Genomic DNA, 24,334 nt, shown 5'->3' with positions numbered 1-24,334 from the left:
GGCGGACCGGACGCACCCGACGGCGAACCACCTGCGCCCGACGGCGATCCGGGCGTGCCCGGCAGTGATCCGGGTGGCCGTTCGGCCGGGAGTCGCGTCCGGGTCCTGTTCCCTGCGGTGGTCTGTCATCCTCGACGCGGGCACGGTCCCGGTGTCGAAGGGTGCGAGCGCAGCCGCCGTCCGAACGGGATCGGCGGAGGACTGCCGGGCCCGCGGGCGAGGCGGGGCGGACCGGGCCGCGACCGTCGACATCGACCGGCCGCGCGTTCCTTCGCACAGACCACCCGGACGACCGTGGACCCCAGGAGCCGACATGACCCGACCCGCCCGACGGCCACCCGGCGCCGTGCGACCCGCCCAGGTCGTGGTGGTGGTGCTCGTCCTCGCCGTCTTCCTCACCGCGGTGCTCGTCGGCGGCGCGGTCGGTGCGGCCGTCATCGCCGCTCTGGCCCTGGCTGCCGGCGTCCTGCTGGCCGTGCGCTGGTCGGCCATGGACCGGCGCATCCGGGTCCTGCGCCTGGTCACGGTCCTCGCATGCCTGGCGGTCGCGGTGTCGGTGGCCGTTCGCGGCTGACCCGGCAGCCGAACCATCCGCATGCGTCAGGGCCGTCACGGCCCGGCACGGCCGACCGGGTCCGGTGGCCCTGAGCTCGACCGGCCCCGCGACCGGCCGGACCAGGGTCATTCAGCCGACCGCGACGGCTCCCCGCCCTGCCGCGGTGAGGGTGACCGTGGACCCTCCCGGCGTCCGGTTGACCCGCAACCGGTTGGGGATCCGTTGCCGCAGCTCGTCCACGTGGGAGACCAGGCCGACCACCCGTCCACCGGCTCGCAGATCGTCGAGGGTGTCCATCACCATGTCGAGGGCGTCGGCGTCCAACGTGCCGAAACCCTCGTCGATGAACAGGGTGTCGAGCACACGCCCGCCGGCGTCGGCGGCCACGACGTCGGCCAGGCCGAGCGCGAGGGCCAGGGAGGCCAGGAAGGTCTCCCCGCCGGACAGCGTGCGGGTGGACCGCAGCATGCCCGACCAGCTGTCGCGTACGTCCACCCCGAGACCGCCGGCGCGGCCCCGCGACTCCCGTTCCTGCGAGTGCTCGAAGGTGTACCGGCCGGCCGACATCACCTGGAGACGTTCACCGGCCGCGTGCACGACCTGCCGCAGCTTCGCCGCCAGCACGTAGGTCCGCAACGAGATACCCAGCGCGTTCTGCCCCCGGCCGAGCACGACATCGGTGAGTGCGGCCAGCTCGGTGTCCCGGTGCGCCAGCGGTTCCCGTTCGATGAGGGCCCGGGCGAGGTCGGCGACGGCACTGGTGACCGCCGCTCGGCGACCGGCGGTCTCGGACGCGGTGGCGACCGCGAGGTCCGCGGCGGTCGCGGCCTCGCGGGCAGCGGCCTCCAGCCCGGCCAGATCGATCTCCCGGGCCGGGTCGACGTCGGCGAGATCGGGAGCGGCCAGGGCGTCGGCGATGCTGGCCTCGTCGTGCTCGGCGCGGCGGACCGACGCCCGCATCGCGACCCGGTCCACCGCGGCCGCGCGTCGCGCCGTGTCCAGGTCGGCCAGGCCGGACGCGTCGAGGGCCGCGGCCACCAGGTCCTCGGCCTCGAGCACGGCCGTGCGGAACCGGCCCACGGTGACGGCGGCGGCGTCGCGTTCCTGGTAGGCCGCCGCGCGGGCGAGCAGGTACGTCCGTCGTTGCACCACGTCGGGGAACCCGGCGCGCGCCCGCTCCAGCTGCTGGGCGCGGCTCTGGATGCCCTCGTCCAGGGCGTGCAGGCGGACTTCGAGGCCGGCCAGCCGCTCGGCCATCGAGGCCCGCCCGGCGCGCCGGTCCTCCAGGGCGGCGCGAGCGGCCTGCACCCGTCGGCGCACCGAACCCAACCGGGCCGCGGTGCTCTCGGTGTCGGCCAACTCGGCCCGTGCCGCGTCCAGGTGGGCCGTGGCGGTCTCGACCGTGACCCCACCGGCGGCCTCCCGTGCGTGGTGCACGCCCTGCTCCACACGCAACCGTTCGGCGGTGGCGTGCTCCCGGGCCTGGGCGGCCACGGCCTCCGCTCGTTCGGCGGCGGCCACCTCGCGATCCGACACCCGGTCGGGTACGTCGGCCGGAGCCGGGTGCTCCACCGATCCGCAGACCGCGCACGGATCCCCGGGAATGAGATCCGCGGCGAGCTCCCCCGCCATCCCGGCGATCCGTCTCTCCTGGAGCCGTTGACGGTGGTCGACGGCCCGCTGATGGAGATCGACGGCCGACGTGGCCGCGGTGACCGCCGGTGTGAGGTCGGCCGATCGCGCCTGCAGGGTGGTCGCCGCGTCCCGGGCCGCGGCGGCGGCCGCGCAGAGCGCCCGCACTCCCGGGAGCCGGTCGTGCGCCGAACGGGCCCGGGTCTCCTCCTGCACCAGGGTCTCCATCTCGACCGGGGCGTCCCGCAGCGCCGCGTCGAGGGCGGAGAGATCCTCCACCACTCGGGCCCGCTGGTTCCGGACGCGGTCGAGGGCCAAGCGGTCCTGCTGGTCCTGGGCGGCCAGTTCGACCAGCGCGGCCAGTGCCCCGGCCCGTTCCAGGTCCGCGGCCGCCGCCACCTGCAGGGGGGACACCATGACCGCCGGGGTGCCCGAAGCAGCATCGTCCCCGTCGCCCCCGACGGGGCCCTGCAACGCCTCGGGTGATGGCTCCCCGGAGCGGTCGAAGAGGGCGGGTTCGTCTGCCTCGTCCGTCGAGGGGTTCTCGGGCCCGCGCACCTCGGCACCGGCTCCCGCACCTGCGGGCGGCTCGACGCCGACCGCAGCCCCGTCCGACCCGGCCCGGGATCCCCGTCCGGGTCGTACCCCGTGCTCGGGACCTCCCGGAGCGCCGCTCGGCGGTGCTCCGGACATCTGCTCGCCGGGTTCCCGGGCGACGAGGTCGGCGAGGCGGGCAGCAGCCCGGGTGTCCTGGTCGACCGCGCGGGCGAGGTCACGGGAGGCGATGGCGTGCCGATCGGCCGCCGCCAGCACCGGATCGGCACGCTCGGCGGTCTCGACCGCTGCCCGGGCCCGGGCGATCTGGGCGGCGCCGTCCCGCAACACCTGACGACGGGCCAGCAGTCCGCGCCGTCGCGTCAGGCGTTCGGCATCCCGGCGCGCCGTCGCCGCGACCTCGGCGGTGCGGGATCGGATCGCTTCGGCGCGCACCCGGTCGTCCTGGGCGGCATCGGCCGCATCGGTGGCCCGGTCGCGCAGATCGGCGAGCCACCCATGCTCGGGCGTGTCCACCGGTGGCGTTCCGGCTGCTTCGGCCGCCCGGGCGGCCAATCGGCCGATCCGCTCGTCGCTCTCGCGCAACCGGGCCCCGGACTCCCGGCGGGCGTTCTGGAACCATTCCTGGACGGTGCCGAACCGGCCGGTGTCGAACAGTCGCTCGAGCAGATTGGCCCGGCTCTCGGTGTCGGCCCGGAGGAACTGCGCGAAGTCACCCTGCGGGAGCAGGACGACCTGGAAGAACTGGTCGGCGGACATGCCGAGCAGATCCCCGACGATCGCCCCGACCTCCTCGGCGCGGGACACCCCCTCGGCCGGCCGGCCGGACGGTGACGGCCCGATCCACGTCAGGATCACCTTGTGCTTCTCCACCGTCGTCCCGACGCCACGGCTCTTGGGTCGCTCGTACTCGGGGTTGCGGGTGATGACCACGCGGTGGCCGCCCAGGGTGACGTCCAGCCGGACCTGGGTGCGGGTGTGCGGATCGGCGCGGTCGCACCGCAGGCGCCGGGCCTCCTGCCGCACCCCGGGAACCCGGTTGAACAGAGCGAACGCGACGGCGTCCAGCAGGCTGGTCTTGCCCGCACCGGTGTCCCCGTGCAGGAGGAAGAGCCCGTCCGCACCGAGGCGGTCGAAGTCCACCTCGACGGTCCCGGCGTAGGGCCCGAAGGCGGTCACCTCGAGGCTGTGCACCCTCATCGGAGGGTCACCCGGTCATCTCCCCGCGGCGCTGGGCCGCGAGGGCGCCACCGATCAACGCCCGCTCCGCCGCGCTGGCCCGGTCGCCCCGACACTCGGCGAGGAACTGCTCGATCAGGGCGTCGTCACCGGACAGCGCCCCCGCCGACGGGGCACGGTGCGCGCGGGGAACGGCGACCTCCACCGGGTCCCACGCGATGGTCAGGGTGTGCGGGAAGACCTGCTGCAGCTTCCGCATGGGCTCCAGCGGACGCACCTTGTCGGTGAGCTCGACCGAGAGGTAGTGCTCGCGCAATTCTTCGTGCCCGGAGAGGATCTCCTCCAGCGAACCGCGGACCACGGCCAGCGCCCGGGGGACGGGCAGCGGTGCGATCTCGACCGTCACCCGCCCGTCGGCGGACAGCTCGACCAGTGACACGCTCTTGCGCTGGTGGCTTTCGCCGAAGCTGTAGGCCAGCGGAGAACCGGAGTAGCGCACGGTCTCCCGAACGGCCTGCGCCCCGTGCAGGTGACCCAACGCGACGAAGTCGATGCCGTCGAACACGTCGGCACCGACGGACTCCACCCCGCCGACGGCGATCGACCGCTCCGAACCGCCCGCGGTCGCCCCGGTGACGAACGCGTGGGCGAGCACGACCGAGCGCACTCCCGACCGGCCCGCGAGATCGGCCCGCACCTGCGCCATGGCGTGGTCCATCGCCGCCTGGTGGGAGGGCGGGCCGGTGAGGTTCCAGGCCTGACGGGCGATCTCGGGCTCGAGATAGGGCAGCGGGTACACCGCGACGGGACCGTGGTCGTCCTCGATCAGAACGGGCTCGGCCACCCGGGTCAGCGATGTCCGCAGGTGCAGGCCCCCGGCGGCCAGGAACGAGGTGAACGCGCCGAGGCGCGCCGCCGAGTCGTGGTTGCCGGAGGTCACGACGACGGTCGCCCCCGCACCCCGGATGGCCTCGAGCCCGCGGGTGACCACCTGGACGGCCTCGGGGCTGGGCACCGCCCGGTCGTAGAGATCGCCGGCCACCAGCACCAGATCGACCTGCCGCTCTCGGACCATCTCGGCCAACCGGAGCAGCACGGCCTCCTGGTCGGCGAGCAGCGACCGACCGTGGAAGGTGCGGCCGACGTGCCAGTCGGAGGTGTGCAGGAGCAGCATGGGTCTCACGGTAGGGACAGGGTCCGACAGTGCTCCTCCGCCACGCTCATGCCGTGGCCACCTCCTCGATGCGGTAGCCCTCGCCGGTCTCGACGACGGTCATCACCAGGGCCGCGCCGTCCCGTGCGGCGGTCCGGCCGACCGTGACCCCGTCGCCGTCCTGCACCTCGTAGGACGGCAGGTGGTCGGTCACCAGCAGACGCATGCCCGGCAGACCGGAGACGGTGGGTCGGGCGGTACCCGGGCCGACCGGGCCGATCACCCCCGCCGAGGCGATCTCGTGTGCCGCCCCGGACACCGTGGCGCCGGTGTTCCGCAGTCGTTCCATCGTCGCCAGGTCAGCCGCCCGGGCCGGACCGGGGACGTAGACGCGGTCCAGGAGCATCGGGTCGCCCTGGCTCAGGGCCCGGCCCCGCTCCGCCGAGAGCGCACGGACGACGGTCAACCAGTCGACCCCGGGGTCGACCGCAGATCCGGTCACGGACTCGCCTCCCGGCCCGGCCCCGGCCTCACCCGCACCTCCGCCCGCTCCGGACGCTCCGGCCGCTCCCACCGCGGCGACGGCCGCTCCGGACGACGGGAGCGCGGCCGTCCCTGTGGTGCTCGACCCTCCGACGGCGACCGGGGCGCCGGTCGGGACAGCCGCCGCCGACCCGTCCGTCGGCCCGACACCGTCCGGTGTCGCTCCGGCGGGCGCCGCGGCATCCGAGGACCACCCGGACGCCCCCGGCGACCCGGTGCCGGATGACGCCGCGGCCGCGCCGGGGCCGCCCACGCCGCCCGGAGTCGGGGGCGGAAGCGCCACGGCGGCCCCGGACGACTCGGATTCGGCACCCGTCGTCGTGAACTGCCCGATCAGTGCCATGCCGGTCAGGGCGACCAGGACGAACGCGGCGACCAGGCCGGCCGCCCGCCGGCGGCGGCGGACCGGGGCCGGTGTGCGGCGACGGCTCCGACCACCCCGTCGGCTCCCCCGGGCGGGAGGAACGGGTCGGTCCACGCCGCCCGCTGACCCGGACCTCAGACGGGCCCGGGTCAGGGCCTGGGCGGCGCCCGCCGGGTCGGGTGCTTCCCCCAACGGCCGGGACCGCGATGCAGGTGCGGAGCCCGCGTGGACGGCCCCGGCATCCGGCGACGTCGCGTGCCCACCTTGCGCTCCTGCTGCAGGCGCCGGCGCACGGGGGGAAGCTTCCGGCCCGTCCCCCACTCCGGACGGCATGGGGAGAGGCTCCGGCCGACCCACCGCGCGCAGACCGACCACCAGGCCGGCCGCCCCGGGCCGACGGATCGGGTCGGGGCGCAGCATGGCTCGGACCAGGGCGGCCAGAGGCGCTGATCCGATGGTGTCCGGGACGTCGGGCCACGGCCCCGCATCGGCGAGACGGACCACGTCCGCCAGTTCCGACGCCGGCCAGGCCGGTTCGCCGATCAGGCAGGCCCGGGCGACCGAACCCAGTGCGAAGACGTCGGCTGCCGCGTCCGGCTGCGACCCCGCCGCCACCTCGGGAGCGGCGTGGCAGGGCGTGAGCTCGACCTCCCCGTCCCCCTCGGCAAGCGCGTGGCCGGCACCCAGATCGACGAGCAGGGGGCGGCCCACCGCGTCCAGCACGATGTTGCGCGTCGAGAGGTCCCCGTGCACGATCCGGCGTTCGTGTGCGGTGGCCAGCACCGACGCGAGCGGGATCAGCACGGTGAGGCACTGGCCGACGGTGAGCCGCCCCGCTCGCGCCAGCAACGCGGCCAGGGTCCCGCCGGTGGCCAGTTCGGTGACCAGGGTCGGACGGTCGGGGTCGGCGACGACGTCCAGCACATGCGGGACGTGCGGATGGTCGATGATCTCGGCGAGAGTGGCCTCGCGACGGGCGGCGGCCAGCCCGCCCGGCGCGAAGATCTTGAGGGCGACGGCCCGGCCGGTGCGCTCGTCGGTACCCGTCCAGGTCTGTGCGGACGCTCCGGCCCCGAGCGGCTCGTCCAGCCGGTAGGGACCGATCGAGCGGGCCACGGACAGCTCGCTGGATGGTGCGGGGTCCGACTCGTGGTCGTACCGGTCGTGTCCGTCCAGGGGTCGGCCGGAACGGGGTGCATCGTCGTCCATGGGAGCGGACGGTAAGCCGGATGCCGGACGGACACCGTAGTTGTCCACACCGGTCGTCGGCTCCCGACGAGGCTGTCCACACCGGGGTCCCCGGGATCACCCGGCGCGTACGGTGACCCCATGCGAGACAGGACCAAACCGCTGGTTTTCCTCGAGGCCGGCCGGGTGGAATACCAGGCTGCGTGGGACTGGCAGCGGCGGCTGGCCGACGAGCGGGTCGCCGGCGGGTCCGACACCGTCCTCCTCCTCGAGCACCCGGACACCTACACCGCCGGCCGACGCACCCGCCCCGAGGATCTGCCCACCGACGGAACCCCGGTGGTGGAGGTCGACCGCGGCGGCCGCATCACCTGGCACGGTCCGGGTCAGTTGGTCGGGTACCCCGTCATCGGTCTGAGCTCACCCATGGACGTGGTCGGCTACGTGCGGCTTCTGGAGGAGGCCCTCATCACGGTGTGCGACGACATGGGGCTGAGCACGGGACGCATCGACGGCCGGAGCGGGGTGTGGTTGGCGGCCGAGGCCGGCCGACCCGAGCGCAAGATCGCCGCCATCGGCGTCCGCATCGCCCGCGGGGTGACCACCCACGGGTTCGCGCTGAACTGCGATCCCGATCTCCGAGCGTTCGACCGCATCGTGCCGTGCGGCATCGCCGACGCCGGGGTCACCTCCCTCAGCGCGGAGACGGGCCGGCATGTCGGCATCGCGGAGCTGCTGCCGGTGGTCCGTGCCCGGCTGACCGACATGCTCGACGGCCGACTGGCCGTCACCGAACGGGCAGTCGCCCGTGACGAGCCCGGGGCCGTCGGCGCCACCCTGCCGGGAGGCGTGTCGTGGGCGCTCGATCCCGCCCTGGCCGGCCGATGACCGGCGACCGGCGGATGGCCGCATCGGAGCCCGTGCCGTCCATCGTGGTCCAGGTGCCCCACGCGGGCGAGGGGTTTCGTCACTCGTCGACGCCCCACGTCAGAGAACCGGCGCCGGACGTTACGGTGTATATGCAGGATGACCGGTCCCGGTCCGACGCGACCACTGCGTCCGGTGAACGGTCGATAAACGAACTCCCAAGACTTGAGGAGAACTTCATGAGCACCACCTGGCCCAAAAACGCCGCACAGGATCTGGCCGCCAAGGCGTCCGATGTGGCGGACAAGGTGAGCGAGAAGCTGGCCGACGTCGGCAGCGAGGTCTCCAGCAAGGCCAGCACGCTCGCCGGTGACGTGTCCGCCAAGGCGAGTGCCCTCGCCTCCGACGTCTCCGACCGCGCCGTCGAGCGCGCCCACGACCTGCAGAAGGCCGCCGCTCCGATCGCGGCCAAGGCCGGTGACTCCCTGAACGAGTCCGCCAGCCGGCTCGGCCGTCGTGCACGCAAGGCCGCCGCCAAGGCCCAGGATCGGGCCGCCAAGCAGGCGAAGGCGTCGGCCAAGGACGCCAAGAAGGTGGCGAACAAGAAGGGCCACTCCCTGCTGGAGACCGCCCAGCAGAGGGCCGCGGAGGCCGCGGCCGCCCTGGCCACCTCCGCTGCCGCCGGCACGCACACGGCATCGAAGAAGGTGACCAAGGCCGCGGATCGCGCTGCCAAGCAGGCCCGCAAGAACGCGAACCCGGGCCACCCGGTCCGCAACGTGCTGCTGATCGCCGGGCTCGCCGGCCTGGTCGTCGTGGCCATCCGCCTCTTCAAGTCCCCCCAGACCCCCATCCCGGACAACCGGCCGGCGCCGACGGGCAAGCCCGCCGACACCGTGGCCGCCAAGGTCTCCTCGGTGGCCGACCAGGCCGCCGATGCCGCGGCCAAGGCCAAGGAAGCCGTGTCCAGCAAGGTCGAGGACCTCGCCGACAAGGCCGCCCCGGTCGTCGACCAGGTGAAGGACTCCGTCGGTGAGGCCGTGGACAAGGCCAAGGACGCCGTGTCCGACGCCGCCGGCAGTGTGCAGAGCAAGGCCGGTGACGTCGCCGACAAGGCCGCCGCCAAGGCCTCCGACGCCGCCGACACCGTGAAGGCCGGTGCCGACAAGGCCGCGGACGCCGCTGCCGACAAGGCCGGCACCGCTTCGGACAAGGCCTCCCAGGCTGCCGACAAGGTCGCGAGCAAGGCCGACCAGGCCGCGTCCACCGTCGGCGACAAGGCCGCCGAGGCCGCCGACAAGACCAAGGCCGCGGCCAAGGACGCACAGAACAAGGCGGGCGGCACCAAGTGACCCTGGCTCCGGAAGGTCGTCGGCTGCTGCGCCTGGAGGTCCGCAACGCCGCCGTCCCCATCGAGAAGAAGCCGGAATGGATCAAGACCAAGCTTCGGACCGGTCCGGAGTTCCAGGCTCTGCAATCGCTGGTGAAGAAGGAAGGGCTGCACACCGTCTGCCAGGAGGCGGGGTGCCCCAACATCTACGAGTGCTGGGAGGACCGCGAGGCCACCTTCCTCATCGGCGGTGACCAGTGCACCCGTCGGTGCGACTTCTGCCTCATCGACACGGGCAAGCCCCAGGAACTCGACCGGGACGAGCCGCGTCGGGTCGCCGAGTCGATCGCCACCATGAACCTGCGGTACGCCACGATCACCGGCGTCACCCGCGACGACCTGGATGACGAGGGTGCCTGGCTCTACGCCGAGACCGTCCGGGCGGTGCACGCCGCGGCACCGGACACCGGGGTGGAGATCCTGACGCCCGATTTCTCCGGGCGTCCCGAACTGCTCCAGCAGGTGTTCGACGCGCGGCCGGAAGTCTTCGCGCACAACGTCGAGACGGTGCCGCGCATCTTCCGTCGGATCCGACCGGCCTTCACCTACGAGAAGTCGCTCGACGTCATCTCGCAGGGGCGGGCGGCCGGCATGGTCACCAAGTCCAACCTGATCCTGGGCATGGGCGAGACCCGCGCCGAGATCAGCGAGGCCCTGGTCGACCTGCACGGAGCTGGGTGCGATCTGATCACCATCACCCAGTACCTGCGCCCGACGCCCCGTCACCACCCGGTGGAGCGGTGGGTCAAGCCCGAGGAGTTCGTCGAACTGCGCGAAGAGGCCGACGCCATCGGTTTCGCCGGCGTGATGTCGGGTCCCCTGGTCCGCTCGTCCTACCGGGCCGGCACCCTCTACAAGCAGGGCGCCGCCGCTCGCGAGCGACGGGCGGCCACGGCCTGACCGACGTGGCGCGATCACCCGGTCGCGCCGCCCGGGACGCCGGTCGCACCGGCGAACTGCACCATCGATCAGGATCCAGCGCTTCCGGAGGCCGATCGCGGCACATCGTCGCGGTCGGCCTCCTGCGTGCCCGAGCCGTATCCTGAGCCCATGGCCAAGACCTCGACCAGCGGTGCCTCGCCGGTGAAAGCCTCCGGATCCCCGTCCAAGGCCGAACTGAAGCAGCTGAAGAAGAGCAAGAAGTCCGAGAAGCGCGCAGCGAGCAAGGACCGCCGCAAGCAGATCTGGCAGGCGTTCCAGATGCAGCGCAAGGAGGACAAGCGCCTCCTGCCGTTGATGATCGGCGCTCTGCTGCTCACCGCGGTGGTCATCACCGGCATCGGGGTGCTCGTCGGACTTCCCTGGTGGGCCGTCCTGCCGTTCGGCATCATCTTCGGCGCCTTGGTCGCCATGATCATCTTCTCCCGCCGGGTCCAGGCCAACGTGTACGCCAAGGCCGAGGGAACACCGGGAGCCGCGGCCTGGTCCCTGCAGAACAACTTGCGTGGTCGCTGGCGGGTGACCCCCGCCGTCGCCGGTACCGCCCAGTTCGACGCGGTTCACCGCGTGATCGGTCGTCCCGGTGTCGTGCTGATCGGTGAGGGTGCGCCGCACCGGGTCAAGCCGCTGCTCGCCCAGGAGAAGAAGCGCATCGCCCGGGTCGTCGGCGACACCCCCATCTACGACATGATCGTGGGCACCGAGGAGGGTCAGGTCCCGCTGCGCAAGCTGAACCAGAAGCTGATGAAGCTGCCGCGCAACATCGCCGCCAATTCCGTCGGTGACATCGACAACCGACTGAACGCCCTGGGCGCCCGATCCCCGCAGGCGGGCATCCCGAAGGGGCCGATGCCGGCCGGCGCCAAGATGCGCAGCGTGCAACGGTCCGCCCGCCGCCGCTGACGGACCAGGCACACGCTCCCGACGGGACGGAGTCGACAACCCCGACCCCGTCGGGCTCGCGCCCGCGGACTCGTCGTCCGGATTCCCGCACCGCAGGGGTCACCCGCGCCGTGCGGGAGATGGCTCAGCGGCTGCGGATCACGACGGTGCGGCACAGGCGGTCGTGCAGCCCCCGGCCGTCGCCGTTCATGATCAGCGGCGGCACGAGCAGGAAGATCAACGCGGTCCGGGGCACGGCCCAGAGCCCGACCGTCGTGCGTCCGTCCACGGGGACCACCCGCATGCCCAACGCCGCTTGACCCGGGGTCTGGCCGAACACGGCGACCGTCACGACGGTCAGCACGGCCCAGACGACCAGGCTCCAGTTCTGCGGCGCCTCGGGGGCCGTGACGGCGAAGGCGGCCACGGCGGACAGGGCGATGTCGACGACGAAGGCCCCGAGTCGCGGCCCGAAGGACACCACCGCACCGACACCGGCGGCCGGGAGACCCAGACGGGCACCGGGATGCTGCTGCTCGTCGGGCATGTCGCCCAGCGTAGGCGAGCGACTGCCCGCCACCCGATCGGGCGTCCCGTTAACCGGGGGGAAACAATCCAGAGACCGCAGGGCAACACCTGCTCCCTAGCGTGGCGCCTGCATGTCGCGCCGTGGACGTGTCGCAATCCCTGCCGGGCGCTCGGCACGGACCCCGGGATGTGCACGGCTCGCCCTGCCTGCCAGGATCCTTCCTGGCGGCCGAGGCCTCGGCCGCGAGGGGACGATATCCGTCCTCCCCGCCGGAGAGCCTCACCCCTGCAGGCCGACAGCGACCGACAGCGGAACGACAGCGGAACCACCCGACGACAAGGAGCGCGTGCGTGTTCTCCACACCAGAAGAGCTGGTTGCCTACATCAAGGACAACGATGTCGAGGTCTTCGACATCCGTTTCTGCGACCTGCCCGGCGTGATGCAGCACCTGACGGTGCCGGCGTCCACGGTCACCGTCGAGTCGCTCGCCGGCGGCATGGCGTTCGACGGCTCGTCCATCCGGGGCTTCCAGTCCATCCACGAGTCGGACATGACCCTGCTGCCGGACGTCACCACGGCGCGGATCGATCCCTTCCGCCGACGGAAGACGATGATCACCAGCTTCTTCGTCCACGACCCGCTGACCCTGCAGCCCTACTCGCGCGATCCGCGCAACGTGGCCCGCAAGGCCGAGGAGTACCTGACCAGCACCGGCATCGCCGACACCTGCTTCTTCGGTGCCGAGGCCGAGTTCTACGTCTTCGACGACGTGCGTTACTCGACCACCGCCAACGGCTCGTTCTACAAGGTCGACTCCGAGGAGGGTGACTGGAACACCGGTCGCGAGGAGCCGGGCGGGAACCTGGGCTACAAGACCCGGTTCAAGGGCGGGTACTTCCCCGTTCCGCCGTACGACCACCAGGCCGATCTCCGCGAGGACATGACGGCCAACCTCATCAGCATGGGGTTCGAGGTCGAGCGCGGCCACCACGAGGTGGGCACCGGCGGTCAGGCCGAGATCAACTACAAGTTCAACACCCTGCTGGCCTCCGCCGACGAGGTCATGCTGTTCAAGTACATCATCAAGAACACCGCCTGGGCGGCCGGCAAGACGGTCACCTTCATGCCCAAGCCGCTGTTCGGTGACAACGGTTCCGGCATGCACGCGCACCAGTCGCTGTGGATGGGCGGCAAGCCCCTGTTCTACGACGAGGCCGGCTACGGCGGCCTGTCCGACCTCGCCCGCTACTACATCGGCGGCCTACTGCATCACGCCCCGTCGCTGCTGGCCTTCACCAACCCGACGGTGAACTCCTACCACCGGCTGGTCCCGGGCTACGAGGCCCCGGTCAACCTGGTCTACTCGGCCCGGAACCGGTCCGCCTGCATCCGCATCCCGCTGACCGGCACGAACGCGAAGGCCAAGCGCCTGGAGTTCCGCTGCCCCGACCCGTCCTCGAACCCGTACCTGGCGTTCGCGGCGATGATGATGGCCGGCCTGGACGGCATCAAGAACAAGATCGAGCCGCCGGCACCGGTCGACAAGGACCTCTACGAGCTCCCGCCGGACGAGGCCGCGAACATCCCGCAGGTGCCGGCGTCGCTGGGTGCCGTGATCGACCGCCTCGAGGCCGATCACGACTACCTGCTCGAGGGTGGCGTCTTCACCCCCGACCTCATCGAGACGTGGATCCGTCTCAAGCGCGAGGAGATCGACGCCATTCGTCTCCGCCCGCACCCGTACGAGTTCAACATGTACTTCGACATCTGAGTCGACCTGCATTCCGTGAGCCCCCGGCGTCCTCGACGCCGGGGGCTCACGGCTTTCTCGGCTGCACCGAGGGTCGACCCGCTCGCACGGACGGCTCGACGGAGGGACCTGAGGGGTCGAAATCTGTTCGCCGTCTCGCGACCGCGATGACAGGATCCGCCGATGACCGTTCCGATCATCGACACCGTCGACGGCGATGTCGCCCTCCCGCCCGGTTTCGCTCACCCCCATGCCTCCGAGGAGGCCAGGCGGATCGCCGAGGCGGGCATGGTCCTGCGGGCACAGGTGGGGTCCGGCGTCCACGGCACCGCCATCGACGGCCAGGACGACCGCGACGAGATGGGCATCTGCCTGGAGCCACCCGAGTACGTGACCGGTGTCGCCCGGGTCCCGGCCGGCACCGCGACGGCAGCCGGCACCGTGGAGTTCGAGCAGTACCAGCGGCACACCGTCTGGGACCGCCCGGGCGGACTGGCCAACCGGTCCGGGGCCGGAGATCTCGACGTCGTCATCTACTCGGCCCGGAAGTGGTGCCGGCTCGCGCTGGCCGGCAACCCGACGGTCCTGCTCCTGCTGTTCGTCCCGGATGCCGAAGTGGTCCACCGCGCCGCTGCCGGCGCTGAGCTCGTGGCCAACGCCCACCGGTTCGTGTCCGGTCTGGCCGCCGATCGCTTCCTGGGATATCTGCGCGGCCAGAAGGCGGCAATGACCGGGCAACCGGGCGCGCACACTAACCGCCCCGAACTCGTCGCCCGGCACGGTTACGACACCAAGTTCGCCATGCATGCCCTGCGACTGGGCATTCAGGGCGTGGAGCTGTTGACCACCGGGCGCATCACCCTCCCCGTACCGGAACCGGACCGGGAGTACCTGCGGTCGGTCCGCCGTGGTGACGTGGGACTGCCGGAGGTGGTCACGGCCATCGGGGAGGCAGAGGCACGGCTGGAGTCACTGCGGTCCGGGGGCGGAGTCCCCGACAGCCGGACTTCGCCTGGGTGAACGGCTGGCTGCACCGCTCCTCCGTCGAGTACTGGGCGACCCTGGGGAGGTGAGTCCGGGCCACGCCGTGGGCCATCGGGAGAGAGAGCTGTGTCCGCCAGGCACCCTAGGCTCACCGCATGCCGATCTTCGCGCTCGAATACACCTACGTGGACTCCCCCGACGACCTGACGGCGCACCGGCCCGCCCACCGGGCGTTCCTGGCGGGCGAGCTGCCGGGCGTCACCATCCTGTCCAGCGGCCCCTACACCGGGCCGGGTGGAGCCGGCGCGCTGCTCATCCTGCGCGCGGACTCCGCGGAAGACCTGCTGGCGACGATGGACCAGGATCCCTTCCACCAGCTCGGACTCATCCCGGAACGCTCCGTACACGAGTGGACCCCGGTCAACGGGCCCTGGGCGACCTGACGGCCGCGATCGCCGTAGACCGACAAGCCAGCCCGAACAACGGGCTCACCGCTCCTGGTGGGTCGGCACCGGCTCATGGTCCGTCGACCGCACCGGTCGGGTATCCGGCGGTGCGGGTGCACCGGGCACAGCGGTGCGCACCTCCGGCCCCCCGGACGCAGCCGATCGGGCGTCCCGACGCAGCGGGCTGGGGAGGTGCGGGGCGCCGGCGACGAGATCACGCAGGCGGTTCCACCGGGCGTCGTAGCGTTCGTCGAAGCGGCGCCGGGACCGCCGGGTCATCCGGGCGCGGCCGGTGTACCAACGGCGGCTCCACCACGAGTCGGGCTTGGCCAGCCGGAGCGCGCCGACCAGGGCGACGGGGAAGAGCACCACACCGACCATGCCGGTGGCGATCTTCCCCTTCAGCAGGCACACCACCGACAGCAGCAGGACGGCGACCATGCCCAGCTGCGGACCCCAGGTGTCGCCCAGGGACGGGAACACGTCGACCCCCGAGATCAGCACGCCGGTGATGGCCAGCACCACGAAGATGGCGTCCACCGACTTGCGGCCCGCCGGCGTCCAGTAGACGTCGTCCAGGTGCAGCCACAGCGCGAACTCGTCGAAGGCCAGGCTGACCCCGACCCCGAAGACCAGGGCGGTCGCATTCAACGCCGTCCCGGCCGGTTGCACCGCGATCAGCCCGATCCCGGAACCCAGCATGAGCAGGATGCCGATCACCTGGTGGTGGATGTGCACGCCGCCGATGCTGATGTTCCGCAGGATGCGCCGGGTGCGGTCCGCCTTGTCGGCGACCCGGTTGCTGACCGCGCGGATGCGCCGGGTGACCAGTCGGGTGAGCAGGAAGGTGACGAGGATGCCGATGAACAGCCAGAGCACCGGGTCCAGGACGTCGATCTGCAGGTCGAGGCCGAGACCGAGGTCCGACGACGAGCTGTCCACCACCCTGCACCCCCCGTTCCTGGCCGTGCCCGGGACGGGCTCGCCGACCCCGGTAGCCGCCCCGCGACCCCCCGTGGGTCCAGCCCCGATCCTGCCAGTCGCCGGGGCGTCGGCCCTCACGAGCGGCGACAACGGCCGTGGTCCTGATCACCCGGTGAGGGAGTCGCACTCCGGGGTCAGCCTCAGCACGTCGGCCATGGCCGGGTCCTCGAAACCGGCCAGCGCCGGGTCCTCCTCGGACAGTGCGGCGATGCGCGCCTGTGCCGTCTGCACCACGGCCTGCGCCGCCTGCTCGTCCGCAGCCTCACCCACGTCGATCGAGGCGGTGCCGGTCACGATGCCGAGCTCCTTCAGGTAGCCCAGGTACGCCTCGTGCAGCGCGGCCCCGTCGACGACCTCGGGGGGATCGAGGGCCGCCATCCGGCCGGTCGCGGTGATGACGGTGTCGGCCACGGCCGCGTAGTACGCCGACCACTCCTCCCGGAAGTCGACGGGCTCGGTCCCGTCCGCTCCCGGCGCCGCCAGGATGGCCACGACGATCTCGGTCAGCTGCGTGCACATGGTCCCGGCCCACAACCCGGTCACCGGGTCGACGGCCGCCCCGCTGTCGGACGGTCCCCCGCCGGCCCAGGCATCGGTCGACGTGTCCTCCCCGGGCGTCGGGACGGTGGTCGTGGGCGATGCGGTCACGGTGACGGTCGCCGGAGCCGGAGCGGACGAGCTGGTCGACGGGACGGTGATGGCGGTCGAGGCGCCCGTCGCGTCGGACGAAGAAATGACCGCAGCGGACGCGGCCACCGGGGTTCCCGATGTCGGGGTCGAGCAGCCGGCGAGCAGGACGGCGAGAAGGACGGTGGCCGGAGCGAGCCGTCGGCCGGCGGGCGCGATCATCGGGGCTCCTGTCTGCCCGAGGCGGGCGGGGGCGTCCGGGGCATCATGCGCGCCGCCCGCCGTCCGGTCCACCGCTGGGTCACACCCCCGCGTGCGGTCAACCGGACGGGGAGGACGCTCCGCCGGCCAACGCGCGCCGCCCCTGGACCCGCTCCTCCGCCCCGCGGATGCGCTGGCTGATCACGGCGGTGATGCCGTCGCCGCGCATGGAGACTCCGTAGAGCGCATCGGCCGACTCCATCGTGAACTTCTGGTGGGTGATGACGATCAACTGGGAGGACTCCCGCAGCTCCGTCATCAGGCCGACGAGGCGGGTCAGGTTGACCTCGTCCAGCGCGGCCTCGACCTCGTCCATGATGTAGAACGGGCTGGGCCGCGCCCGGAAGATGGCGACGAGCAGGGCGACCGCGGTCAACGAGCGTTCCCCGCCGGAGAGCAGCGACAATCGCTTGACCTTCTTCCCCGGCGGCCGGGCGTGCACCTCGATGCCGGTGGTGAGCAGGTCGTCCGGATCGGTCAGGACGAGCTCGCCCTCCCCGCCGGGGAACAGCGTGGCGAAGACGGTGACGAACTCCCGCGCCACGTCGGCGTACGCGCTCGCGAACACCTCCAGGATCTTGTCGTCGACGTCCTGGATCACCGAGAGCAGGTCCTTGCGGGTCGCCTTCAGGTCCTCCAGCTGGGTCGACAGGAAGGCGTGTCGTTCCTCCAGGGCGGCGAACTCCTCCAGCGCCAGGGGGTTCACCTTGCCCAGCGTGGCCAGGTCGCGCTCGGCGCGGCGGGCCCGGCGCTCCTGGGTGTCCCGGTCGAACTCCATGGGCAGCGGTTCGCTGACCGTCTCCCCCCGCTCCCTGGCCGCCCGGTACTCGGCCATCTCCACGGCGGTCGGCGGCACGGGCACCTGCGGACCGAACGACTCCAGCAGGTCGGTCCCGCTCATCGCGAACTCGGCCAGGGCGCGTTCGGCGAGCTGATCCACCCGGAGCGCCTGCTGGGCGCGAACCACCTCGTCGCGGTGCACGGCGTCGGTGAGCCGATCCCACTGGGTCTTCACCTCGGCCGTGCGGGCGCGGGCGGTCTGCAGCTCGGCGTCGGTCCTGGTGCGACGGGCGGCCGCGTTCTCCCGGTCCGCCGAAGCCGCGGCCAGCGAGGTCTCCAGGGACCGGGTGATGCGCTGACCGAGATCGACGACCTGCTCGGCCACGACCGCGGCGGCCTGGCGACGGGCGGCCGCGGCGACGGCCCGTGCCCGGGATTCCCGTTCGGCCCGGGCCGCCCGGCGCAGGTTGTCCGCGGTGCCGGCCGACGCGCGGGCCCGCTCCTCGACGGTGCGGACGACCAGGCGGGCCTCGACCTCCCGGTTGCGCGCGGCGGCCGTGCGCTGGGTGAGGGCGTCCCGTTCGGCCGGGTCGATCTCCTCGGGGGATTCCTCCGACTCCGCGGCCAGCAGCCGCTCCTCCAACTCGGTCAGCGCGGCCTGGTGCTGGTCACGGGCGTTCTCGGCGGCGACCCGACGCTGTTCCAGGCGGTCGGCCTCGGCCGCGGCCGACCGCGCCGCGGCGCCGGACCGGGACAGCTGCTCGGCCACCGCGGACATCTGCGCGTCGGACTCGTGCAGCGCGGCCAGGGTCGTCTCGGCTGCGGCCCGGCAGCGTTCGGCCTCCTGGCGGGCACCGACCAGCGCCGCGTCCAGCTCGCCCAGGGTGGCCGTCGTCGTGTCGAGGTCGGTCCGGGCCCGGTCGACGGCCGCCTGGATCTCCAGGACGCTCTGCCGGCCGGCACTGCCGCCGACCGCCCAGTGGGAGCCGAGCTGCTCCCCGGTGCGGGTCACCGCGAGCACGTCGGGGAGGTCGGCGACCAGCCGACGGGCCGCGGCGAGGTCCGCCACCACGACGACGTCCCGCAGCACCCGGTCGACGGCGGCCCGGACGGGGCCGGGCGCGGTCACCAGATCGGCGGCCCAGGTGGCGCCGTCGGGCAGGGCGGGTCGGTCCTGCTGTCCCGGCCGGGCGGCGTCGGTACCGATGACCAGGCCGGCGCGCCCCGCCTCCTGCTCCCGCAGCAGATCCAGGGCGGCGACCGCCGCGTCGGCGTCGGCCACCGCGACGGCATCGGTGACCGGGCCGAGCGCAGCCGCGAGGGCCGCCTCGGCGCCGGGAGCGATGGTCAGCAGCGCGGAGACCGGGCCGAGGACACCCCGCAACGCGTCGGCGGCCAGGACGGCCCCGGCCCCGTCCTTGTGGTCCAGGCTCAGCGAGAGCGCATCCACGCGGGCGCGCAGCCCGGTGGCCGCGGTGCCGGCCGTGCGGTGGGCCTCGACCAGCTCGCGCACCCGGGCGGCGGCGACCCGGGCGGCCTCGGCCGCGGCCTCGTGGTCCTCGTCCAGGCCGACCTCACCGGAGTCCAGATCACCGACCGATTCCTGCAGGACGGCGAACTGGTCCTCGGCGGCGGCGGCCCGCTCCCGGGCCTCGGCGACGGCCGCGGCGAGGCGGGTCGCCTCCTCGGCACCCGCAGTGGACCGGCTGCGGGCGGTGTTGACCTGTCCGGCGAGCCGGGCCAGGCCCTCGCGCCGGTCGGCCACGGCCCGCGACGCCCGGACGAACGCGGCCTCGGCCGCCTGCAGGGCGACCTCGGCGTCGGCCCGGTCGGCGGCCGCCTCGGCCAGGGTCTCCCGGGCGCCGTCCACCGCGTCCTGGCGCTCGGCCTGGTCGGCCTCGGCCCGGTCGGCGGCCGCCTCCAGTTCGTCGGGATCCCGGCCCGGGGCCGCTGCCGTGGTCCCACCGGCCAGGTTGCGGGCCCGCTCCCGGGCCAGGGACACGGTCCCCCGGTAGCGCTCGACGAGCGCGGACAGTGCAAACCAGGTGTCCTGCGCGGCCTGCAGCGCGGGGGTGGCCTCCGCGACGGCCCGGACGGCGGCGTCCTCGGTGCGCGTGGCCTCGGCCAGCTCGGCCTCGAGCCGGGCGCGCAACTGCTGGGCCTCCTGCTCGGCCCGGGAGTCCTGGGCGATCCGCTCGGTCAGCGCGGCGAGGTCGTCGGCGAGCAGGCGGGCCCGGGAGTCCCGCAGGTCGGCCTGCACACCGGCGGCCCGCCGGGCGACCTCGGCCTGCCGACCGAGCGGCTTGAGCTGCCGCCGGAGCTCGGAGGTCAGATCGGTGACCCGGGCGAGGTTGGCCTGCATGCCGGTGAGCCGCCGCTCCGCCTTCTCCCGGCGTTTGCGGTGCTTGAGGACGCCCGCGGCCTCCTCGATGAAGCCGCGGCGGTCCTCGGGCCGGGCCGACAGCACGGCATCGAGCTGCCCCTGGCCGACGATGACGTGCATCTCCCGGCCGATGCCGGAGTCGGACAGCAGCTCCTGGATGTCCAGCAGACGGCAGGACGAGCCGTTGATCTCGTACTCCCCGGCCCCGTCCCGGAACATCCGCCGGGTGATGGACACCTCGGTGTAGTCGATCGGCAGGGCGCCGTCGGAGTTGTCGATGGTGAGCGTGACCTCGGCGCGGCCCAGCGGGGGGCGGTCGGCCGTGCCGGCGAAGATGACGTCCTCCATCTTGCCGCCGCGCAGCGCCTTGGCGCCCTGCTCGCCGAGGACCCAGGCGATCGCGTCGACCACGTTGGACTTGCCCGAACCGTTGGGCCCCACGACGGCGGTGATGCCCGGTTCGAAGTGCAGCGTGGTCGCCGAGGCGAAGGACTTGAAGCCCTTGAGGGTGAGGGACTTCAGGTGCACGGGGCACGTCCCTTCCGAGGTGGGCGGGGGCGGTGGGCGGGGGCGGCAGGAGCGACGCGGACGGCACGGACGGGGACGACACGGAGACCGCCGGGGTCCGCTGAGATTAGCGCGACCGACCCCCCGACCCGGGGAGGTCGCGGGGCGGGGAGGCTGCAGCCGCCGTCAGCGCTCGTGGAAGCCGGTGACCCCGTCGCGCGCGGCGCCGAACCGCTCCACCACCGTGCCGACCGATCCCGGGGTGCTGCCGCCGCGCAGCCGGGCCAACAGCTCCCGGCAGCTCTCGGCCGGCCCCTGGGCGACCACCTCGACGCGCCCGTCGGCCAGGTTGGTCGCGGTGCCGGTCAGTCCGAGTTCCAGTGCCTGCGCCCGGGTCCACCAGCGGAATCCGACCCCCTGGACGCGACCGTGCACCCACGCGGTCATCCGCACGGCGTCCTGCGCTCCGTCCCTGCCGTCGTTCCCCGCCACCGCGGTCAGCCGCGGTACACGGTGAGCGTGGCGTCCAGCAGGTCGAAGTCCACGGAGGTGGTGGTCGGGGTGATCTCGCCGTCGTGGGCGGTGGGCAGGGCCCCGGACCGGGAGCCGACGGTCACCGACGTCGCGGCGACCGATCCGCACACCGCGCTGCGCTCCACGATGCCGATGAGGGAGAACAGGACGGCGCGGGTCCGGGACCACGGCAGATCACCGCGGAGGTACTGGACATCCAGCACGGGCTCGTCGAGCCGTTCCCGCCACGACGGAGCCAGCCCGCGCGGGGTGTACCGCCCGTTCCCGACGAACGCCACCCACACCTTCACCACCCGGCCGTTGATGTCCAGGGTGACCGGGGCGTGCTTGCGCAGCGTGTTGCGCAGGGCCAGCGCGGTCGCCGGCCACTTGCCGATCTTCTTCGCGTAGGCGTCCCGCCGACGCACCATCTCCGGGTATCCGCCGATGCTCGCGGTGTTCAGGAAGACCTCGTCGTTGGCCGTGGCCACCCGCACTCCCCCGGCGCGCCCCTCCCGCACGGCCTGCACCGTGTCGATCGCCTCCTCGAGGCCGACCGCTCGGGCGAAGTGGTTGAACGTCCCGGACGGGAAGACGGCGAGCGGCAGCCCCCGTTCCAGGGCGACCCGGGCCACGGACGCCACGGTCCCGTCGCCGCCGGAGACCGCCAGCGCCCGCACCTCGGGGCCGAGCTCGGCCGCGATGTCGACACCGTCGGCCAGGGTGATGAACCGGGCACCGGGCAGTTCGCGTTCGATCAGGGCGCGAGCGCTGCCGGAGGACCCGGAATGCTCGTTGAGCACCACGGTCAGCCCACGACCGTCCGGCAGAGCCGGCGCGGTGGCCGTGGTCATCACGGCCGGACCCTTGGGTCGGACCGGCCACAACCACTTCCCGATCAGCGCGGCGGCGACCCCGATGCCCACCCCGGTGACCACGTCCGACGGGTAGTGCACCCCCACGTGCACCCGCGAGTAGGCGACACCCGCGGCCAGCGGGGCGACGACGAGGGCTGCGGGTGGGAACTCCAGGGCCAGACCGGTGGCGAAGGCCGCGGCCGACGCACTGTGACCGCTGGGGAACGAGGACGTCCAGGGCACCCGCCCGATCTGCCGGGCCGCATGGGTGCGCTGCGGGTCCGGCCGGCGCCGGCCGACGACGGGCTTGATGACGGAGTTGGCGAGCAGGCTGGACGCACCCAGGGACATCACCCCGCGGATGGCGCCCCGGCGCGGGCGGCGGCCGAGCGCGGCGGCCACACCGGCGACACCGAACCACAGCACGCCGTGGTTGGCCGCGGTGGTCAACGCCCGGAGCGCGATGTCGAGCGGTTGGGGCACCGGCGTCTGCGCGGGGACGATGCGCGGGTCGGGGGTGTCGTCGGTGGTCCTCATCGCGCCCACTCTACGAACGACGCGCGGCCGGGGACCGGGGCCCCCGGACCGGAGCAGCGGCCGGACGCCGCGGCGCGGGTTGGCAGCGGCGGCAGAAGAACGAGGACCGGTTCATGAACGCGTCCCGGACGATCGCCGTCCCGCAGCGGGGGCACGGCTCCCCCTCCCGGCCGTAGGCGTTCAACGCGCGGTCGAAGTACCCGGACTCGCCGTTGACGTTGACGTACAGGGAGTCGAAGCTCGTGCCGCCGACCTCGAGCGCCTCGGCCATGACCTCGCGAGCGGCGGCCAGCACCGCGAGCACCGCCGGCCGGGTCAACGAGTCGGTCCGGCGGGCGTAGTGCAGCCGCGCCCGCCACAGGGCCTCGTCGGCGTAGATGTTGCCGATGCCGGAGATCACCGTCTGGTCCAGCAGGGCGCGCTTGATGTCCGTGCGCTTGCCGCGGATCACCGCGGCGGTGGCCGCGGCCGACCAGTCCGGGTCCATCGGGTCACGGGCGATGTGCGCGATGGCGGCGGGCAGGTCGGCCCCGCCGGGGGCGAAGGCCATGCCGCCGAAGGTGCGCTGGTCCAGGAAGTCGACGTCCGGGCCGTCGTCGTCGAACACGAACCGGACCCGCAGATGGGGATGACGGGGGGCGGGGTCGCCCCCGTGCAGATCGACCTGGCCGGAACCGATCCGGAACTGGCCGCTCATGCCCAGGTGGCACAGGATGGCGTCGCCGTCGTCGAGCACCCACCACAGGTACTTCCCGCGCCGGTCCACCCCGGTCACCCGGCGACCTGCGGTGACGGCGCGGAAATCGACGGCTCCGCCCACGTGGCGACGGACGGCGCGATCGGACAGGACCTGGACGTCGGCGATGCGGCGGCCGGTGACGTGACCGACCAGGCCCCGCCGTACCGACTCGACCTCGGGGAGTTCGGGCACCGGATCAGGCGGTGGGCGCGGGCGGGGATCCCTCGGTCCCGGCGATCACCGGGGCGACCACGGGATCGACCAGACCGGGCGGGGGCCCGACGGTGGCGGCGTACGCGGCGGCCGCGGCCACTTGCTCGGCTTCCTTCTTGGTGCGCCCCGACCCCGTCCCGCTGGGCACCGAGTTCAGCAGCACCTGCGCGGCGAACAGCTTGGCGTGGTCCGGGCCCTCCTCGGTGACCCGGTACTCCGGGGCACCCAGGCCGCGGGCCGCGGCCAGCTCCTGCAGGGACGTCTTCCAGTCCAGACCCGCGCCGAGACGCGGGGCGGCCAGCAGGAGATCGGCGAAGAGTCGCAGGATGACCTGGCGGCTGACGTCCAATCCGTACTGCAGGAAGACCGCACCCAGCACGGCCTCGACGGCGTCGGCGACGATCGAGGCCTTGTCGCGTCCGCCGGTGAGTTCCTCACCGCGACCGAGCCGCAGCTGGCCCCCCAGGCCCATCGTGCGTCCGACGCCGGCGAGCGCGTGCATGTTGACGATAGAGGCGCGCAGCTTGGCCAGCTGTCCCTCGGGCAGGTCGGGGTGCGAGTGGTACAGGGTGTCGGTGATCACCACACCGAGCACCGAGTCACCCAGGAACTCCAGGCGCTCGTTGGTCGGCAGCCCGCCGTTCTCGTAGGCGAAGGAACGGTGGGTGAGGGCCAACACGACCAGCTCGGCGTCCAACGGGACGCCGAGCTGGGCGGAGAGGACGGCTGCGTCCGGGATGTTGCTGCCCGACGGGGTCGGGTGACCGGAACCGGACGACACGGTCGTCACAGGGTCAGACCCCGACGACCTGCCGGCCGCGGTACTGACCACAGGTGCGACAGGCCTCGTGCGGGGAGGTCAGCTCACCGCAGGCGCGGTTGGGGCAGGTGACCAGCGTGGGCACACTGGTCTTCCACTGCGATCGGCGCGCGCGGGTGTTGCTGCGCGACATCTTCCGCTTCGGAACGGCCACG

The 24,334-nt window shown here is 73.2% G+C and carries 20 protein-coding genes; 8 read left to right on the top strand and 12 right to left on the bottom strand.

Annotation, left to right across the window (positions count from 1 at the left end):
• Positions 1 to 313 precede the first annotated feature (313 nt).
• A complete protein-coding gene (locus J2S58_RS00355; protein ID WP_205255031.1) occupies positions 314 to 574 on the top strand; it encodes a hypothetical protein in 261 nt (86 codons plus the stop codon).
• Positions 575 to 685: 111 nt separating this feature from the next.
• Here J2S58_RS00355 and J2S58_RS00350 read toward each other — a convergent pair whose 3' ends face one another.
• The 3 genes from J2S58_RS00350 to J2S58_RS00340 are packed head-to-tail and all read right to left on the bottom strand — an operon-like array spanning position 686 to position 7,191.
• The gene (locus tag J2S58_RS00350) at positions 686 to 3,943 is read right to left on the bottom strand and encodes an AAA family ATPase (protein WP_205255030.1); all 3,258 of its coding nucleotides are present in this window, start codon (positions 3,941 to 3,943) and stop codon (positions 686 to 688) included.
• A 7-nt stretch (positions 3,944 to 3,950) separates the two neighbouring features.
• Complete coding sequence (locus J2S58_RS00345; protein WP_205255029.1) at positions 3,951 to 5,096, bottom strand: exonuclease SbcCD subunit D; 1,146 nt, start codon at positions 5,094 to 5,096, stop codon at positions 3,951 to 3,953.
• 46 nt (positions 5,097 to 5,142) lie between these two features.
• Positions 5,143 to 7,191 carry a serine/threonine-protein kinase gene (locus J2S58_RS00340; RefSeq protein ID WP_205255028.1) on the bottom strand — a complete coding sequence of 683 codons (2,049 nt, stop codon included), beginning with the start codon at positions 7,189 to 7,191 and terminating at the stop codon, positions 5,143 to 5,145.
• A gap of 120 nt (positions 7,192 to 7,311) precedes the next feature.
• Between J2S58_RS00340 and lipB the strand changes: the two genes are divergently transcribed.
• From lipB to J2S58_RS00320, 4 genes are all read left to right on the top strand, one after another.
• Positions 7,312 to 8,058 carry a lipoyl(octanoyl) transferase LipB gene (lipB, locus tag J2S58_RS00335; RefSeq protein WP_205255027.1) on the top strand — a complete coding sequence of 249 codons (747 nt, stop codon included), beginning with the start codon at positions 7,312 to 7,314 and terminating at the stop codon, positions 8,056 to 8,058.
• Positions 8,059 to 8,276: 218 nt separating this feature from the next.
• Positions 8,277 to 9,389 (top strand): hypothetical protein, encoded by a 1,113-nt coding sequence (locus tag J2S58_RS00330; protein ID WP_205255026.1) that lies wholly within the window; start codon positions 8,277 to 8,279, stop codon positions 9,387 to 9,389.
• On the top strand, positions 9,386 to 10,327 hold the full coding sequence (gene lipA, locus J2S58_RS00325) for a lipoyl synthase (RefSeq protein ID WP_205255025.1): 942 nt from the start codon (positions 9,386 to 9,388) through the stop codon (positions 10,325 to 10,327). Before J2S58_RS00330 ends, lipA begins: the two co-directional genes overlap by 4 nt.
• Before the next feature lie 150 nt (positions 10,328 to 10,477).
• Positions 10,478 to 11,269, top strand: a complete 792-nt coding sequence (locus J2S58_RS00320; RefSeq protein WP_205255024.1) for a DUF4191 domain-containing protein — start codon at positions 10,478 to 10,480, stop codon at positions 11,267 to 11,269.
• Positions 11,270 to 11,393: 124 nt separating this feature from the next.
• On the opposite strand, the gene J2S58_RS00315 is transcribed toward J2S58_RS00320, so the two are convergent.
• Complete coding sequence (locus J2S58_RS00315) at positions 11,394 to 11,795, bottom strand: RDD family protein (RefSeq protein ID WP_205255023.1); 402 nt, start codon at positions 11,793 to 11,795, stop codon at positions 11,394 to 11,396.
• Positions 11,796 to 12,127: 332 nt separating this feature from the next.
• Here J2S58_RS00315 and glnA point away from each other — a divergent pair, with 332 nt between their 5' ends.
• The 3 genes from glnA to J2S58_RS00300 all read left to right on the top strand — a co-directional run bounded on the left by glnA (position 12,128) and on the right by J2S58_RS00300 (position 14,955).
• Positions 12,128 to 13,549, top strand: coding sequence for a type I glutamate--ammonia ligase (gene glnA / locus J2S58_RS00310; protein ID WP_205255022.1), 1,422 nt, complete (start codon positions 12,128 to 12,130; stop codon positions 13,547 to 13,549).
• A 162-nt stretch (positions 13,550 to 13,711) separates the two neighbouring features.
• Positions 13,712 to 14,548: a DNA polymerase beta superfamily protein gene (locus J2S58_RS00305; RefSeq protein WP_205255021.1), complete on the top strand. Its 837-nt coding sequence runs from the start codon at positions 13,712 to 13,714 to the stop codon at positions 14,546 to 14,548.
• Between the two features lie 119 nt (positions 14,549 to 14,667).
• Positions 14,668 to 14,955 carry a YciI family protein gene (locus tag J2S58_RS00300; protein ID WP_205255020.1) on the top strand — a complete coding sequence of 96 codons (288 nt, stop codon included), beginning with the start codon at positions 14,668 to 14,670 and terminating at the stop codon, positions 14,953 to 14,955.
• Between the two features lie 45 nt (positions 14,956 to 15,000).
• On the opposite strand, the gene J2S58_RS00295 is transcribed toward J2S58_RS00300, so the two are convergent.
• The 8 genes from J2S58_RS00295 to rpmF all read right to left on the bottom strand — a co-directional run bounded on the left by J2S58_RS00295 (position 15,001) and on the right by rpmF (position 24,333).
• Entirely contained in the window at positions 15,001 to 15,900 is a 900-nt protein-coding gene (locus J2S58_RS00295) for a hypothetical protein (RefSeq protein ID WP_205255019.1), read from the bottom strand.
• A gap of 147 nt (positions 15,901 to 16,047) precedes the next feature.
• Entirely contained in the window at positions 16,048 to 16,791 is a 744-nt protein-coding gene (locus tag J2S58_RS00290) for a hypothetical protein (protein ID WP_205255018.1), read from the bottom strand.
• Between the two features lie 97 nt (positions 16,792 to 16,888).
• Positions 16,889 to 20,521, bottom strand: a complete 3,633-nt coding sequence (smc, locus tag J2S58_RS00285) for a chromosome segregation protein SMC (RefSeq protein ID WP_205255017.1) — start codon at positions 20,519 to 20,521, stop codon at positions 16,889 to 16,891.
• Between the two features lie 165 nt (positions 20,522 to 20,686).
• Entirely contained in the window at positions 20,687 to 20,947 is a 261-nt protein-coding gene (locus J2S58_RS00280; protein ID WP_205255016.1) for an acylphosphatase, read from the bottom strand.
• 50 nt (positions 20,948 to 20,997) lie between these two features.
• Positions 20,998 to 22,407: a bifunctional phosphatase PAP2/diacylglycerol kinase family protein gene (locus J2S58_RS00275; protein ID WP_205255015.1), complete on the bottom strand. Its 1,410-nt coding sequence runs from the start codon at positions 22,405 to 22,407 to the stop codon at positions 20,998 to 21,000.
• 10 nt (positions 22,408 to 22,417) lie between these two features.
• Positions 22,418 to 23,338, bottom strand: coding sequence for a bifunctional DNA-formamidopyrimidine glycosylase/DNA-(apurinic or apyrimidinic site) lyase (gene mutM, locus J2S58_RS00270; protein WP_205255014.1), 921 nt, complete (start codon positions 23,336 to 23,338; stop codon positions 22,418 to 22,420).
• Between the two features lie 4 nt (positions 23,339 to 23,342).
• On the bottom strand, positions 23,343 to 24,140 hold the full coding sequence (gene rnc, locus J2S58_RS00265) for a ribonuclease III (protein WP_205255013.1): 798 nt from the start codon (positions 24,138 to 24,140) through the stop codon (positions 23,343 to 23,345).
• Between the two features lie 13 nt (positions 24,141 to 24,153).
• Positions 24,154 to 24,333: a 50S ribosomal protein L32 gene (gene rpmF / locus J2S58_RS00260; RefSeq protein ID WP_205255012.1), complete on the bottom strand. Its 180-nt coding sequence runs from the start codon at positions 24,331 to 24,333 to the stop codon at positions 24,154 to 24,156.
• Position 24,334 lies beyond the last annotated feature (1 nt).

Origin of the sequence: Nakamurella flavida (assembly GCF_030811475.1) — a bacterium.
GTDB classification, from domain to species: domain Bacteria; phylum Actinomycetota; class Actinomycetes; order Mycobacteriales; family Nakamurellaceae; genus Nakamurella; species Nakamurella flavida.
Note: the sequence above shows the minus strand (reverse complement) of the source record. Positions and strands in the feature narration are given on the sequence as shown.

Excerpts from the sequence above, each read along its gene's own strand:
- J2S58_RS00355 (WP_205255031.1), top strand. The coding sequence starts at position 314 with ATGACCCGACCCGCCCGACGGCCACCCGGCGCCGTGCGACCCGCCCAG.
- J2S58_RS00350 (WP_205255030.1), bottom strand. The coding sequence starts at position 3,943 with ATGAGGGTGCACAGCCTCGAGGTGACCGCCTTCGGGCCCTACGCCGGG.
- J2S58_RS00345 (WP_205255029.1), bottom strand. The coding sequence starts at position 5,096 with ATGCTGCTCCTGCACACCTCCGACTGGCACGTCGGCCGCACCTTCCAC.
- J2S58_RS00340 (WP_205255028.1), bottom strand. The coding sequence starts at position 7,191 with ATGGACGACGATGCACCCCGTTCCGGCCGACCCCTGGACGGACACGAC.
- lipB (WP_205255027.1), top strand. The coding sequence starts at position 7,312 with ATGCGAGACAGGACCAAACCGCTGGTTTTCCTCGAGGCCGGCCGGGTG.
- J2S58_RS00330 (WP_205255026.1), top strand. The coding sequence starts at position 8,277 with ATGAGCACCACCTGGCCCAAAAACGCCGCACAGGATCTGGCCGCCAAG.
- J2S58_RS00320 (WP_205255024.1), top strand. The coding sequence starts at position 10,478 with ATGGCCAAGACCTCGACCAGCGGTGCCTCGCCGGTGAAAGCCTCCGGA.
- J2S58_RS00315 (WP_205255023.1), bottom strand. The coding sequence starts at position 11,795 with ATGCCCGACGAGCAGCAGCATCCCGGTGCCCGTCTGGGTCTCCCGGCC.
- J2S58_RS00305 (WP_205255021.1), top strand. The coding sequence starts at position 13,712 with ATGACCGTTCCGATCATCGACACCGTCGACGGCGATGTCGCCCTCCCG.
- J2S58_RS00300 (WP_205255020.1), top strand. The coding sequence starts at position 14,668 with ATGCCGATCTTCGCGCTCGAATACACCTACGTGGACTCCCCCGACGAC.
- J2S58_RS00290 (WP_205255018.1), bottom strand. The coding sequence starts at position 16,791 with ATGATCGCGCCCGCCGGCCGACGGCTCGCTCCGGCCACCGTCCTTCTC.
- J2S58_RS00280 (WP_205255016.1), bottom strand. The coding sequence starts at position 20,947 with ATGACCGCGTGGGTGCACGGTCGCGTCCAGGGGGTCGGATTCCGCTGG.
- J2S58_RS00275 (WP_205255015.1), bottom strand. The coding sequence starts at position 22,407 with ATGAGGACCACCGACGACACCCCCGACCCGCGCATCGTCCCCGCGCAG.